Genomic DNA, 12,684 nt, shown 5'->3' on the forward strand with positions numbered 1-12,684 from the left:
GACTGGCCGGATGACGACTGACGAGCCACGGATCCGCCGGCGGGTCGCGATGGTGTCGGTGCACACGTCACCGCTCGCACAGCCGGGCACCGGTGATGCGGGCGGCATGAACGTCTATGTCATCGAGACGGCAAAACGGTTGGCGCGCAGGGGGATCGACGTTGACATCTTCACCAGGCAGACGACCGCCTCGGACGCCGCGGTTGTCGAGGTCGAGCCAGGCGTCAAGGTCCGCCACGTTGCCGCCGGCCCCTACGAGGGGCTCAACAAGGAGGACCTTCCCGGCCAGCTCTGTGCCTTCGCTGCCGGCATGATGCGGGTCGCCGCGCACGCGCCTGAGGGCCACTACGACCTCGTGCACTCCCACTACTGGCTCTCCGGCCAGGTCGGCTGGCTCGCAGCCGACCGGTGGGACGTCCCCCTCGTCCACACTATGCACACGATGGCCCGGGTCAAGAACCTCCACCGTGCCGAGGGTGACGCCGAGGAGCCCCGTGGGCGCGAGATCGGCGAGGCGCAGGTCGTCGAGGCCGCCGACCGCCTCGTCGCCAACACCCGCGACGAGGGCCGCGAGCTGGTCGACCTCTATGGCGCCGACCCCGAGCGGGTCGACGTCGTGCCTCCGGGTGTGGACCTCGACGTCTTCCACCCGGGGGACCGGTCCGAGGCCCGCCGCAGCGTCGACGTCCCCGACGACGCCGTCCTCCTGCTCTTCGTCGGGCGCATCCAGCCCCTCAAGGCCCCGGACCTCCTCATCCGGGCTGCCGCGATGCTCACCCGCCGGGACCCGGCCCTGCGCCGGCGCCTCGTCGTCGGCATCCTCGGAGGCCCCAGCGGTGGCGCGGTGCGCACCCCCATGGCGCTCGACCGGCTCGCGCTCGACGAGGGCGTGGCCGATCTGGTGCGCTTCGTCGAGCCCACCGACCGTGACGGCCTCGCCACGTGGATGCGGGCCGCCGACGTCGTCACCGTCCCCTCGCACAACGAGTCGTTCGGGCTCGTCGCCGTCGAGGCCCAGGCGTGCGGTGCGGTCGTCGTGGCGACCGACGTCGGGGGACTCCCCACGGCCGTCGGTGACGCCGGCCTCCTCGTCGACGGGCACGACCTCCACGCGTGGGTCGATGCGATCGAGTCGGTCATCGACAACCCGGAGCGTCAGGCGGAGCTGTCCGCGCGTGCGGCCGAGCGGGCGCGCGGGTTCGCCTGGGAGGTGACCGCGGAGCGGTTGGCCTCGGTCTACGAAGCCGCGCTGGCGACCCCCCGCAGAGCCTCGATCAACGACTCGGACGCGCTGGCCGGCATACCGACGGCGGTGATCCCGTGAGCACCTCGGCCCTGGCCGCGACGATCGAGCGCTTCCTCGACGACAGCGAGATCGAGTGGGAGGCGGGTGCGCGCGACGGCGAGTTCGTCGTGACCCTGCCCGGCGAGAAGAAGCTCAGGACGGTCGTGTCGCTCGTGGCCGGTTCGGACCTCTCCGTGTCGGCGTTCGTCATCCGCAACCCCGACGAGAACCACGAGGCGTTCTATCGCAGCCTCCTGCGGCGCAACCTGCGCTTGCCCGGCCTTGCCTACGCGATCGACGGCAGCGGTGACGTGTATGTCACCGGCCACGTCCCGGCGGCGGGGGTGGACGCCGACCTGCTCGACCAGCTCTTCGGCGTGGTGCTGGAGGCGGCGGACTCGCCGTTCAACGAGCTGCTCGTCATCGGCTTCCTCACCTCGATGCAGAAGGAGTGGGACTGGCGGGTCTCGCGCGGTGAGTCGCTGCGCAACCTCGAGGCGTTCCGTCACCTCCTCGACAAGTCCTGAACGACCGATTCCGTATGCCGGGTGCTCCCGGTCCGCTCGTGGGTCGCCTCGCTAGGCTGCCGCCCATGGCACACACCCTGATCCTGCTGCGTCACGGCCACTCCGAGTGGAACGCGAAGAACCTCTTCACCGGCTGGGTCGACGTCGACCTCAACGACCAGGGGCGTGAGGAGGCCGTCGCCGGCGGGCGCCTGCTCAAGGAGCGCGGCGTGCTGCCGACCGTCGTGCACACGTCGCTGCTGCGCCGTGCGATCACGACCGCGAACCTCGCTCTCGATGTCGCCGACCGCCACTGGATCCCGGTGCGTCGCGACTGGCGGCTCAACGAGCGTCACTACGGCGCGCTCCAGGGTCTCGACAAGGCGGCGACGCGCGAGAAGTACGGCGACGAGCAGTTCATGCTGTGGCGTCGCTCGTTCGACACCCCGCCGCCCGAGATCGAGCTCGGCTCGGAGTTCGACCAGAGCGGCGACCCGCGCTACGCCGACATCGAGGTGCCGCGCACGGAGTGCCTCAAGGACGTCATCGAGCGCTTCACGCCCTACTGGGAGGGCGCGATCCGGGACGACCTCGCTGCCGGCGAGACGGTGCTCATCGTCGCCCACGGCAACAGCCTGCGCGGACTGGTCAAGCACCTCGACGGCATCAGCGACGAGGACATCGCCGGCCTCAACATCCCCACTGGTCAGCCCCTCGTCTACGAGCTCGGCGACGACTTCATGCCGACCCGGCCGGGCGAGTACCTCGACCCCGCAGCCGCCGCAGCCGCGGCCGCAGCAGTCGCGAACCAGGGCCGCTGACCTGACTCACCGGGCGACTTCGAACGGGTCCGTCATGGGAGCCGTCACGGCAAAGGTGCCCAGCGATGTGCCGCGTTCGAGAACCTCGAACCGGTGAGCCCAGAAGTCTGTCGGCGACACCGGGAGGGAGAAGTTGGCGAAGTGGCCAGTGATGGGGATGACCGCCGACTTGGTGCTCCCCGACACGGCACGCAGGCCGGTGCCGCCGGCAACGAAGATGCGGACCTTCGTGGGTGCGGTGGGTAGGGCGGGTTCCTTGATGTTGGTTCCGTTGACGAAGAGCAGGAGAGGGACAGCATCCGCCCGGCGGGCATCGATGGGTCCACTGAGATTCATCGACCGCTCCGCATCAGCGCTGCGCAATACCGCTGTCCGTACGATCTGTCCGCCGGGAAGCTTGCTGTGCATGACCAGGAGCGTTGGTCGAGGGGTGTCCGACGCCGGGGCCTCCGCCGTCGCGATCTCGCGGGGAATCTCACCGTCGAAGAGCGTGGTGGTGCTGATCTGGGCGGGGTCCAGCTCGAGGGTCCGCGCGATGTCCGCGGTCGTCCGCGCCTCGACCGTCGCCCGCGGTCCCGTGCAGCCGTCCTCGCAAGGGTTGAGCGTCGTCTTCTCCGCCTCCTTCGTGAGCGGGAACACCGGCCCCACGAACGAGCCGAGGCGAAAGCGCGTCAGCGGAGAATATGCAGCTTCTCCCGATGCCTGAGGTCAAGGGGAAGCTTCGACCAGGAGCGCGTCACCGTGCCGTCCAGCGCGATGTCGGGTGTCCCGGAGACCTCGGCCGAGGTGCGGTCCGGCGTCGTGATGATGACGAGTGCACTGCCGGCTCCCACACTGAGCAGGCTGTCCTCACGGATGGTCGGGGCTCCCACCTGGGTGCTCTGGGACAGGTCCTGCCCCGCAGCACCACGTGCACCCGCCGCGATGATGAGCTGATCGCCGCGCACGACGAGCGCCACCCGTTTTGTGTCGACGTCTTCCACGAACACAACGCGTCCGTTGAACTTGTCCTGCACGGCATCGACCAGGGCGCCGTCGCCGGCCAGCGCGCCACGAAGGGGCCAGGTCGTCACGGAGTTCCATGCCTTGTCGGTCGCAGGCGGCAGCCCGGCCGGTGTCGTCCGGCCGTCAGCGACGCGGCTGGAGACCGCGGGGACGCCGATCGCGATGGCAGCGATGGCCGCGATGGAGGTGGCCGCTGCGGCGCGGCGACGCCTCCGGTTTCGACCGACTGCTGCGGACACCCGCTCGTAAGGGTTCGCCTCCACCGACTCGATCGCGCCGGCGTGGGACGTCAGTGCGTCTCGGAGCTGGTTCTCGATGCTCATGTCACGCTCCATTCGTCGAAGTGGTCGGGGTGAGGCGTCCGGGTTCTGAGGCGTCGGTGATCGCGGCCCGCATTCGCGTGAGACCCCGAGAGGTCTGGCTCTTGACCGAGCCCACCGAGATCCCGAGGGCGTGAGCCGCCTCGACCTCGGACAGGTCGTCGTAGAACCGCAGCACGATCACGGCGCGCATCCGCGGCGGCAGGGTGGCCAGCGCCTGGATGAGCTCTTCGCGGTTGTCGATGCCGGCATACGCATCGGATCGTGCACGGTCGGCGTGTGCGGGGATCTCGCCCAAGGTCTCGTCAACACGCTTGCGCCGCCACCAGGACGTCGACTCGTTGACGAGCGCAGCCCGTGTGTAGCCATACGGCGACCCGTCGCGATGCACTCGCGCCCAGTGCCGGTGGACCTTGACGAGCGTCTGCTGGACCAGGTCCTCGGCGCGCCCCAGGTCACCCGTGAGCAGGAAGGCGACGCGCACGAGCCGCGTCCACTCCCGCGTCACGAACTCGGCGAACGCCGCTTCATCGCCTCGGTCCACGTCCCCATCCTCACGTCGATCCCAGCCTGTCACCCCAAGAGAACGCGTCCTGCGCGCCAAAGGTTGAGTGCGGCACACCCCGACGCTTTTGCGGTGCGCTACCGGCGGACCATCCGCCCAGCCCACCTCATGGCGCGGCCGTGCTCAGCGCTCCCTCGGGCGCGGTGAGCTCATGGTCCGCCGGAAGGACGGGGGTTCGGAAGGCAACAGATCCCCGTATGCCGGGCGGCCGGCATACGGGATCCGTGGTCCTTCGCAGTTCGGGAGGACCGCGTCAGGGGGTCGTGGTCTCCGGGTGCGCCTCGTCGTCCTCGGCGTCCTCGTGGCTGGCCTCGCTGTCGGCGTTCTGCTCGCCCGTGACGAGGAAGATGACGCGACGGGCGACGGAGACGGCGTGGTCGGCGAAGCGCTCGTAGTAGCGGCCGACGAGCGTGATGTCGACGGTGACCTCGGCCGGGTGGTTCCACGTCGGCGACGCCAGGGTCTCGAACAGCTGGCGGTGGAGGTCGTCCATCGCGTCGTCGTCCCGCTCGATCTGCTTGGCCGCCTCGACGTCGCGGGCGGCGATGACCGAACCGGCCTTGGTGACGATGCGCTCGGCGACCTGGCCCATCTCGAGGATGATCGAGCGGAGCTCGGGGGGCACGGCGGAGTTCGGGTAGCGCAGGCGAGCGACCTTGGCGACGTGGCGCGCCAGGTCGCCCATGCGCTCGATGTCTGAGCTCATGCGCATCGACGTGACGACCATGCGCAGGTCGGTCGCCACCGGCTGCTGCAGGGCGAGGAGGTCGAAGGACAGGAGGTCGAGCTCCTCGCGGAGCGCGTCGATCGCGGCATCGGCGCCGATGACCGACTCGGCGAGCTGCACGTCCGAGTCCAGCAGTGCGGTCGTGGCCCGGGACATGGCCGAGCTCGCGAGACGCGTCATCTCGACGAGCCCTTCGGTGACTCGGTCCAGCTCCTCGTGGAATGCCTTGCGCATGTGCTCCCTCTCGACGTGGCGATCTCGTCCTCCGGCCCGGCGGGCTCGCAGACGTGGACGTCGATCGACGTTCGGCAGCGTGGCACGAGGTGATGAATTCCCGCCACCGGGCAGGTGAACATCTGACTCCTGCCCACCTCTGCTCACCCGTGAGTGGGTCTGAGTTCATTCTCCGTCCGTCTACGCTGATCTGGTGGATGCAACGCTCGCGGGGATCGTGGGTGGCGGCCTGGGGCTCGTCATCGGTGCCCTGGCCGTCGCCGCGAGCCGGCTGAGCGAACGCACGCTGGCGACGATCCCCCCGAGCGCCCCACCGCCGCTGCCCTCGGGCGTGAGCGACGTGCTCGCGGTCCTGAGGTCGATCGCCATCGTCCTGGACTCCTCCGACGCCGTCGTCAACAACTCCGCCTCGGCCGTGAGCTATGGGCTCGTGCGGCACGGCGAGCTCGTCCACATGGAAGCTCCGTCAGCTCGCCCGGCAGGTGCGGCGCGACGGCGAGATCCGCGAGGTCGAGCTCGAGCTCGCGCGCGGTTTCGGCACGACGACCAACACCCTGATGAAGGCCCGCGTCGCCCCCCTCGGCGCCCCGCACATCCTCATCCTCGCCGAGGACCACACCCACGCCCGCCGGGTCGAGGAGGTGCGCCGCGACTTCGTCGCCAACGTGTCGCACGAGCTCAAGACCCCGGTCGGCGGGATCGCCCTCCTCGCCGAGGCCGTCCTCGACGCACGCGACGACCCCGAGGCCGTGTCGCGCTTCGCGGCCCGCATCCAGGTGGAGTCCACGCGCCTCACCCGCCTCGTCAAGGAGATCGTCGACCTCTCGCGCCTCCAGGTCGCCGACACCCTCCACGAGCCGGAGCTCGTCGAGATCCCCCGGGTGGTGGCCGAGGCCGTCGACCGGGTGCGTGTCGCCGCCGAGGCCCGTCAGATCACGCTCGAGGCGGCGGTGGACCAGCGGGCGAGCGTCTTCGGCGACGCCGAGCTGCTCGCGACCGCCGTGGCCAACCTCGTGTCCAACGCCGTGAACTACTCCGAGACCGGCACCCGGGTGGCCGTCGCGGCCCGCCGGGTGGGTGACACCGTAGAGGTCACGGTGTCCGACCAGGGCCAAGGGATCCCGGCCACCGAGCAGAGCCGCATCTTCGAGCGCTTCTACCGGGTCGACGCGGCGCGTTCGCGGGCGACCGGCGGCACCGGTCTGGGCCTCGCCATCGTCAAGCACGTCTGCGCCACCCACGGCGGCGACGTGTCCGTCTGGAGCGAGGAGGGACACGGTTCCACCTTCACCATGAGACTTCCTGCTGCGTCCGACCGGGCTGCAGCAGACTCCGACCGTCCCGCGGTCGGCACAGCACAAGGAGAACAAGCAAGGTGACTCGCATTCTCGTCGTCGAGGACGAAGTGTCCTTCTCCGATCCCCTGTCCTACCTCCTGCGCAAGGAGGGCTATGAGGTGAGCGTCGCCGAGAACGGCAACGACGCGCTCACCGAGTTCGACAGCGCCGGGGCGGATCTCGTCCTGCTCGACCTCATGCTCCCGGGGCTCTCGGGCGTGGACGTATGCCGTGCCCTCCGGCAGCGTTCCAACGTCCCCGTCATCATGCTGACCGCCAAGGACAGCGAGATCGACAAGGTCGTCGGGCTCGAGCTCGGCGCCGACGACTACGTCACCAAGCCCTACTCCTCGCGCGAGCTCCTCGCCCGCATCAAGGCGGTCCTGCGCCGGCTCAGCGAACCCGAGGAGCTGCTGCCGACCACGCTCGAGGCCGGGCCGGTCCGGATGGACGTCGAGCGGCACGTGGTCACGGTCGGCGGCATCACCACGCCGCTCCCGCTCAAGGAGTTCGAGCTGCTCGAGATGCTGCTGCGCAACACCGGGCGCGTGCTCACCCGCATGCAGCTCATCGACCGGGTGTGGGGCAGCGACTACGTCGGGGACACCAAGACGCTCGACGTCCACGTCAAGCGGCTGCGCGCCAAGGTCGAGCCCGACCCCGCTGCCCCCAAGCACATCGTCACCGTGCGCGGACTGGGCTACAAGTTCGAGGCCTAGCGTCGCAACAGATCGAGCTGCGGCTCAGTGGCCCTCGCCCTCGGACTCGCTCGCCGAGGGCGACGGGCTCGGCGGCCCGGTCGACCCCGGTGGGCGGGCGTCCTCGTAGTAGGCGGCGGAGGGCAGGACCGGCACGGTGAGGACGTTCTGGCCGGTGTCCGGGGTGGCCATCTGGAGCTGGAGGACGTCGCCGGGAGCCGCGGCCACCGACGAGAGCGTGACGGGCTCCTCGCCAAGGCTGATCGAGGAGCGTCGCGGGACGCTGACCTCCGCCCCCGTGGCGCCCTCGCTCGCGAAGGCGACCTCGATGTCCTCGTTGCCCATGTTGACCAGCTGACCGACGACGGTGCCCTGGCCGTCCTTGGCGTCGGCGACGACGAGCAGGCCCCGCACCTCGAGGTCACCGAACGTCGTGTTGACGCCGTCGGCCGCCTGGTAGTTGTAGTCGGTCTGCACCGGTGAGAACACAGCGCACCCACCCAGGAGCGTGGTGCCGAGGGCGGCGGCCGCGAGGGCGGCGCGGAGGCGATGGCGGGGGGTCGTCAGAGGTGCGGTCGTCACGTGGGACAGCGTAGCGAGCGCGGTGCTCCGCCGTGTGCGCAGTGCTGCGCGCGGGCGCTGCCAGCCGTCGCCGGCCGAAGCCACAGGCACGGGAATCGCGTTGTGTCAAGACCCAGTTTCGGTGCCCGCCAACGCTTTTCAGCGTTCTGACCTGCAGGTATGCCGTCCGCTCCGATTCCGCTTGAAGGCGCCGGCGTGTTAAACTTGCCCTCGCGAAAGGGGCAAGTTGCATATGGTTTTCAAGGTCGGTGAAACGGTCGTGTACCCCCACCACGGGGCTGCTCGCATCGAAGAGATCAACAAGCGCACCATCAAGGGCGTGGAGAAGCTCTACCTGAAGCTCAAGGTGGCCCAGGGAGACCTCGTCATCGAGGTTCCTGCCGAGAACTGCGACCTGGTCGGCGTCCGAGACGTCGTCGACAAGGCCGGCCTCGAGAAGGTCTTCGAGGTGCTTCGCGCCCCGTTTGCCGAGGAGCCCACCAACTGGTCGCGCCGCTTCAAGGCCAACCTCGAGAAGCTCGCCTCCGGCGACGTCATCAAGGTGGCCGAGGTCGTGCGTGACCTGTGGCGTCGAGACAAGGACCGCGGACTGTCCGCCGGCGAGAAGCGGATGCTCTCCAAGGCACGCCAGATCCTCGTGTCCGAGCTCGCCCTGGCAGAGAAGACCGATGAGGACAAGGCTGAGACCATCCTCGACGAGGTCCTCGCGTCCTGAACGCTGTTGACACTCACGTCGGTGTCATCCTCGTTGCCGCCGGACAGGGCACGAGACTCGGGGCAGAGCAGCCCAAGGCATTCGTCCGCATCGCGGGCACCACGCTGATCGAGCACGCCGTCGCACGCGCGTTCGAGGCTGCCGACACCTCACAGATCGTCGTCGTCGCGCCCTCCTCCCACCTCCGGGAGGCGGGCGCGCTCGTGTCTGCGCACCCGCGTCACGCGGACGTCACGGTCGTCGCGGGCGGGGCCGAGCGCACCCACTCCGTCGCCGCCGGTCTGGGAGCGCTGCGCCGGGACATCGACATCGTCCTCGTCCACGACGCCGCCCGCTGCCTCGCCCCTGCGTCGCTCTTCGACCGCCTCGTCAACGCGGTGCAGGCCGGGCACGACGCCGTCGTGCCCGGCCTGTTCGTCACCGACACGATCAAGCAGGTCGACGCCGTCGGACGTGTGGTGGCGACGCCGGACCGTGCCAGCCTGCGAGCCATCCAGACCCCGCAGGCCTTCCGCCGGACCCTGCTCGCCGCCGCCCACGCCTCGGAGGTCGAGGCCACCGACGACGCGGCCCTCGTCGAGCGGCTGGGCTCCGTCGTGACGGTGGTACCGGGTGATGAGATGGCGTTCAAGGTGACCACTGCGGCCGACCTCGAACGCGCCAGCCGTATCCTCGGCTCGTGAGCCAGACCCCCGTCGCCCTCGTCACCGGAGGCGGCACCGGCATCGGTGCCGCCGTGACCCGCCGCCTCGTCGCCGACGGGTACGCCGTGGTCATCGGTGGTCGTCGGCAGGACCGGCTAGACGCCGTCGCTGCGGAGCTGGGTGGGTCCGTCACAGCCGTGCAGCTCGACGTGACCGATGCCGAGAGCGTCGCCACCGCGGTGTCCTCGCTCGAGCGGCTCGACGTCCTCGTCAACAACGCCGGAGGGGCGCTGGGCCTGAGCTCGGTCGAGGAGGGCGACCTCGGCGAGTGGGAGGCGATGTATGCCACCAACGTCCTCGGAACGGTGCGCATGACCCAGGCAGCGCTGCCACTGCTCCGGGCCTCGGCACGAGCGACCATCGTCAACATCAGCTCGATCGCGGGCGAGCGCGTCTATGCCGGCGGTGGTGGCTACGCCGCCGCCAAGCACGGCCAGTCGGTCGTCTCCGAGACGTTGCGACTCGAGCTCAACGGCTCGCACGTCCGGGTCGTCGACATCCGTCCGGGCATGGTGCAGACCGAGGAGTTCTCACTGACGCGGCTCCATGGCGACCGATCCGCGGCCGACAGGGTCTACGAGGGGGTGGACCATCCGCTCGTCGCCGACGACGTCGCGGCGTGTGTCTCGTTCGCGGTCGGGCTGCCCCAGCACGTCAACATCGACACGCTCGTCGTCAAACCGGTCGCCCAGGCCGCCCCGCACCAGCTGCACCGGGGCTCGATCGACTGGCAGGACGGCTCCTGATGGGAGCAGCCCTGCCCCGCACCGGAGTTGGCGTGGACGTCCATGCCCTGGCGCCCGCGGGATCCGGCCGTGAGCTGTGGGTTGCCGGCCTGCACTGGCCCGGCGAGCGCGGTCTCGACGGTCACTCGGACGCCGACGTCGCGGCCCACGCTGCCTGCGACGCGCTCTTCTCGGCGGCGGGCATCGGTGACCTCGGGCAGCACTTCGGCACGGGTCGACCCGAGCTGTCGGGCGCCTCGGGCACCACGTTGCTCGCGGAGGCCGCTCGGCTGGTGCGTGAGGCCGGCTTCGAGATCGGCAACGTCGCGGTGCAGGTCATCGGCAACCGCCCCAAGGTCGGCTCGCGCCGGGCGGAGGCCGAGCAGGCGCTGTCGGACGCGTGTGGTGCACCCGTCTCGGTGGCGGGCACGACGACCGACGGACTGGGTCTCACCGGTCGCGGGGAGGGCGTCGCGGCCATCGCCACTGCTCTCGTCGTCCCGACGGCCTGACCTGCGCCGACGTCCGCTCTCTCACCGCGGCCACGCGGCGTCCGTGGGTGCCGCGATTGCGGCCACAAGCCGGTGGGCGCTCCGGTTGCGGAACGTGTGTCACGGCATACAGTCTGGGAACGACCAATGGAGGGCACATGCCGCAGACCGTCAAGGGTGTCATCGCCAGGAGCAAGGGCGCTGACGTCGAGCTCGTCGACATCGTCGTTCCCGACCCGGGCCCGGGGGAGGCACTCGTGCAGGTGCAGTCCTGCGGGGTGTGCCACACCGACCTGCACTACCGCGAGGGGGGCATCAACGACGAGTTCCCGTTCCTGCTCGGGCACGAGGCGGCGGGCGTCGTCGAGGCGGTCGGTCAGGGCGTCACCGAGGTCGAGCCGGGTGACTTCGTCATCCTCAACTGGCGGGCCGTCTGTGGCCAGTGCCGCGCCTGTCACAAGGGCAAGCCCTGGTACTGCTTCAACACCCACAACGCGACGCAGAAGATGACCCTGGCGTCCGGGGACATGGCCGGGACCGAGCTCAGCCCGGCGCTCGGGATCGGTGCCTTCATCGAGAAGACCCTCGTCGCCGCAGGTCAGTGCACCAAGGTGGACGCCGACGCCGACGCGGCCGCCGTGGGGTTGCTGGGATGCGGGGTCATGGCCGGCTTCGGCGCCGCGGTCAACACCGGCGGTGTGGGCCGCGGTGACTCGGTGGCCGTCATCGGCTGCGGTGGCGTGGGCAACGCCGCCATCGCAGGGGCAAGCGTCGCCGGTGCGACGACGGTCATCGCCGTCGACGTCGACGACCGCAAGCTCGACGGCGCCAAGGTCTTCGGCGCGACGCACACGGTCAACGGCAAGGACGAGGACGTGGTCGAGCGCATCCGCGAGCTGACCGGCGGCTTCGGTGCGGACGTCGTCATCGAGGCCGTCGGTCGACCCGAGACCTACGAGCAGGCCTTCTACGCACGCGACCTGGCCGGAACCGTCGTCCTCGTCGGGGTCCCGACGCCTGACCAGCAGGTGACGCTGCCGATGATCGAGATCTTCGGCCGGGGCGGTGCGCTCAAGAGCAGCTGGTACGGCGACTGCCTGCCCAGCCGTGACTTCCCGATGCTCGTCGACCTCTATCGCCAGGGACGCTTCGACCTCGACGGCTTCGTCTCCGAGCGCATCAAGCTCGACGAGGTCGAGTCGGCGTTCGACAAGATGGAACGCGGCGACGTGCTGCGATCGGTGGTGGTGCTCTGATGTCACAGCGTGCCGAGCCGAGCCTGCCCACCATCGCGCCGTCCCACGGAGGAGTGCGCGTCGACCGCGCCGTCACGTCGGGGACGTTCGAGCTCGACGGGGGCAGCTGGGAGGTCGACAACAACGTCTGGGTCATCGGTGACGAGCGCGAGTGCATCATCATCGACGCGGCCCATGACGCCGACGCCATCCTCGAGGTCGTGGGCGGCCGCACGGTGCGCGCCATCCTCCTCACCCATGGCCACAGCGACCACGTCAACGTGGCCCGGGAGCTCCACGAGGCGACGAAGGCTCCGGTGCACCTGCACCCGCTGGGCCGGGTGGTCTGGGCGTTGACCCAGGACGGGTCGCCCGATGCCACGCTCACAGACGGGCAGGAGTTCCACGTCGGTGACGTCACGCTCCGGGTCCTGCACACCCCGGGCCACTCACCCGGGAGCTGCTCGTTCCACGCGTCCGCGATGCACGTGGTCTTCACCGGCGACACCCTCTTCCAGGGCGGACCGGGCGCCACGGGAAGGTCGTTCAGCAACTTCGACCAGATCATCGACTCGATCCGGACCCGGCTCCTCACCCTCCCGGCAGGCACCGTCGTGCTCACCGGTCACGGGGACTCGACGACCATCGGGGCCGAGGCGCCCCAGCTGGACGAGTGGATCGCCCGAGGCCACTGACCACTCCCGGCTGAGCGTCAGGGGCGGGGGCTCTGCGCC

Annotated in this window: 17 protein-coding genes; 11 read left to right on the forward strand and 6 right to left on the reverse strand. The window is 70.0% G+C overall.

All coding sequences use genetic code 11. The features are described 5' to 3' along the window. Nucleotides 1-10: 10 nt before the first annotated feature. The 3 genes from mshA (at nucleotide 11) to ACZZ98_RS11450 (ending at nucleotide 2,612) form a co-directional block, all read left to right on the forward strand. Entirely contained in the window at nucleotides 11-1,324 is a 1,314-nt protein-coding gene (mshA, locus tag ACZZ98_RS11440; protein ID WP_463516357.1) for a D-inositol-3-phosphate glycosyltransferase, read from the forward strand. Then, complete coding sequence (locus tag ACZZ98_RS11445) at nucleotides 1,321-1,812, forward strand: YbjN domain-containing protein (protein ID WP_463516358.1); 492 nt, start codon at nucleotides 1,321-1,323, stop codon at nucleotides 1,810-1,812. Before mshA ends, ACZZ98_RS11445 begins: the two co-directional genes overlap by 4 nt. A gap of 65 nt (nucleotides 1,813-1,877) precedes the next feature. Next, the gene (locus ACZZ98_RS11450; RefSeq protein ID WP_463516359.1) at nucleotides 1,878-2,612 is read left to right on the forward strand and encodes a phosphoglyceromutase; all 735 of its coding nucleotides are present in this window, start codon (nucleotides 1,878-1,880) and stop codon (nucleotides 2,610-2,612) included. Nucleotides 2,613-2,618: 6 nt separating this feature from the next. Here the strand turns inward: ACZZ98_RS11450 and ACZZ98_RS11455 are convergent, their stop codons facing one another. The 5 genes from ACZZ98_RS11455 to ACZZ98_RS11475 all read right to left on the reverse strand — a co-directional run bounded on the left by ACZZ98_RS11455 (nucleotide 2,619) and on the right by ACZZ98_RS11475 (nucleotide 5,832). Further along, nucleotides 2,619-3,251: a hypothetical protein gene (locus tag ACZZ98_RS11455; protein ID WP_463516360.1), complete on the reverse strand. Its 633-nt coding sequence runs from the start codon at nucleotides 3,249-3,251 to the stop codon at nucleotides 2,619-2,621. A gap of 32 nt (nucleotides 3,252-3,283) precedes the next feature. Continuing rightward, nucleotides 3,284-3,940 (reverse strand): hypothetical protein, encoded by a 657-nt coding sequence (locus tag ACZZ98_RS11460; protein ID WP_463516361.1) that lies wholly within the window; start codon nucleotides 3,938-3,940, stop codon nucleotides 3,284-3,286. Nucleotide 3,941: 1 nt separating this feature from the next. Further along, complete coding sequence (locus tag ACZZ98_RS11465; RefSeq protein ID WP_463516362.1) at nucleotides 3,942-4,481, reverse strand: SigE family RNA polymerase sigma factor; 540 nt, start codon at nucleotides 4,479-4,481, stop codon at nucleotides 3,942-3,944. A gap of 274 nt (nucleotides 4,482-4,755) precedes the next feature. Then, nucleotides 4,756-5,463, reverse strand: a complete 708-nt coding sequence (phoU, locus tag ACZZ98_RS11470; protein ID WP_463516363.1) for a phosphate signaling complex protein PhoU — start codon at nucleotides 5,461-5,463, stop codon at nucleotides 4,756-4,758. 180 nt (nucleotides 5,464-5,643) lie between these two features. Next, nucleotides 5,644-5,832, reverse strand: a complete 189-nt coding sequence (locus tag ACZZ98_RS11475; RefSeq protein ID WP_463516364.1) for a hypothetical protein — start codon at nucleotides 5,830-5,832, stop codon at nucleotides 5,644-5,646. A 113-nt stretch (nucleotides 5,833-5,945) separates the two neighbouring features. Between ACZZ98_RS11475 and ACZZ98_RS11480 the strand changes: the two genes are divergently transcribed. After that, nucleotides 5,946-6,842 (forward strand): sensor histidine kinase, encoded by an 897-nt coding sequence (locus ACZZ98_RS11480; RefSeq protein ID WP_463516365.1) that lies wholly within the window; start codon nucleotides 5,946-5,948, stop codon nucleotides 6,840-6,842. Next, nucleotides 6,839-7,519, forward strand: coding sequence for a response regulator (locus tag ACZZ98_RS11485; RefSeq protein WP_463516366.1), 681 nt, complete (start codon nucleotides 6,839-6,841; stop codon nucleotides 7,517-7,519). The genes ACZZ98_RS11480 and ACZZ98_RS11485 overlap by 4 nt, the downstream gene beginning before the upstream one ends. A 24-nt stretch (nucleotides 7,520-7,543) precedes the next feature. Here ACZZ98_RS11485 and ACZZ98_RS11490 read toward each other — a convergent pair whose 3' ends face one another. Beyond that, nucleotides 7,544-8,080 (reverse strand): hypothetical protein, encoded by a 537-nt coding sequence (locus ACZZ98_RS11490; RefSeq protein WP_463516367.1) that lies wholly within the window; start codon nucleotides 8,078-8,080, stop codon nucleotides 7,544-7,546. A gap of 232 nt (nucleotides 8,081-8,312) precedes the next feature. Here ACZZ98_RS11490 and ACZZ98_RS11495 point away from each other — a divergent pair, with 232 nt between their 5' ends. The 6 genes from ACZZ98_RS11495 to ACZZ98_RS11520 all read left to right on the forward strand — a co-directional run bounded on the left by ACZZ98_RS11495 (nucleotide 8,313) and on the right by ACZZ98_RS11520 (nucleotide 12,645). Next, entirely contained in the window at nucleotides 8,313-8,795 is a 483-nt protein-coding gene (locus ACZZ98_RS11495; protein ID WP_056139333.1) for a CarD family transcriptional regulator, read from the forward strand. Nucleotides 8,796-8,821: 26 nt separating this feature from the next. After that, entirely contained in the window at nucleotides 8,822-9,478 is a 657-nt protein-coding gene (gene ispD, locus ACZZ98_RS11500; RefSeq protein WP_463517768.1) for a 2-C-methyl-D-erythritol 4-phosphate cytidylyltransferase, read from the forward strand. Beyond that, nucleotides 9,475-10,245 carry an SDR family oxidoreductase gene (locus tag ACZZ98_RS11505; protein WP_463516368.1) on the forward strand — a complete coding sequence of 257 codons (771 nt, stop codon included), beginning with the start codon at nucleotides 9,475-9,477 and terminating at the stop codon, nucleotides 10,243-10,245. Before ispD ends, ACZZ98_RS11505 begins: the two co-directional genes overlap by 4 nt. After that, nucleotides 10,245-10,736, forward strand: coding sequence for a 2-C-methyl-D-erythritol 2,4-cyclodiphosphate synthase (gene ispF / locus ACZZ98_RS11510; RefSeq protein ID WP_463516369.1), 492 nt, complete (start codon nucleotides 10,245-10,247; stop codon nucleotides 10,734-10,736). Before ACZZ98_RS11505 ends, ispF begins: the two co-directional genes overlap by 1 nt. 137 nt (nucleotides 10,737-10,873) lie before the next feature. Beyond that, nucleotides 10,874-11,971: an S-(hydroxymethyl)mycothiol dehydrogenase gene (locus tag ACZZ98_RS11515; protein ID WP_463516370.1), complete on the forward strand. Its 1,098-nt coding sequence runs from the start codon at nucleotides 10,874-10,876 to the stop codon at nucleotides 11,969-11,971. Continuing rightward, nucleotides 11,971-12,645 (forward strand): MBL fold metallo-hydrolase, encoded by a 675-nt coding sequence (locus tag ACZZ98_RS11520; RefSeq protein ID WP_463516371.1) that lies wholly within the window; start codon nucleotides 11,971-11,973, stop codon nucleotides 12,643-12,645. Before ACZZ98_RS11515 ends, ACZZ98_RS11520 begins: the two co-directional genes overlap by 1 nt. The last annotated feature ends 39 nt before the right edge of the window (nucleotides 12,646-12,684 follow it).

The sequence above is a fragment of the Knoellia sp. AC549 genome, assembly GCF_979258975.1.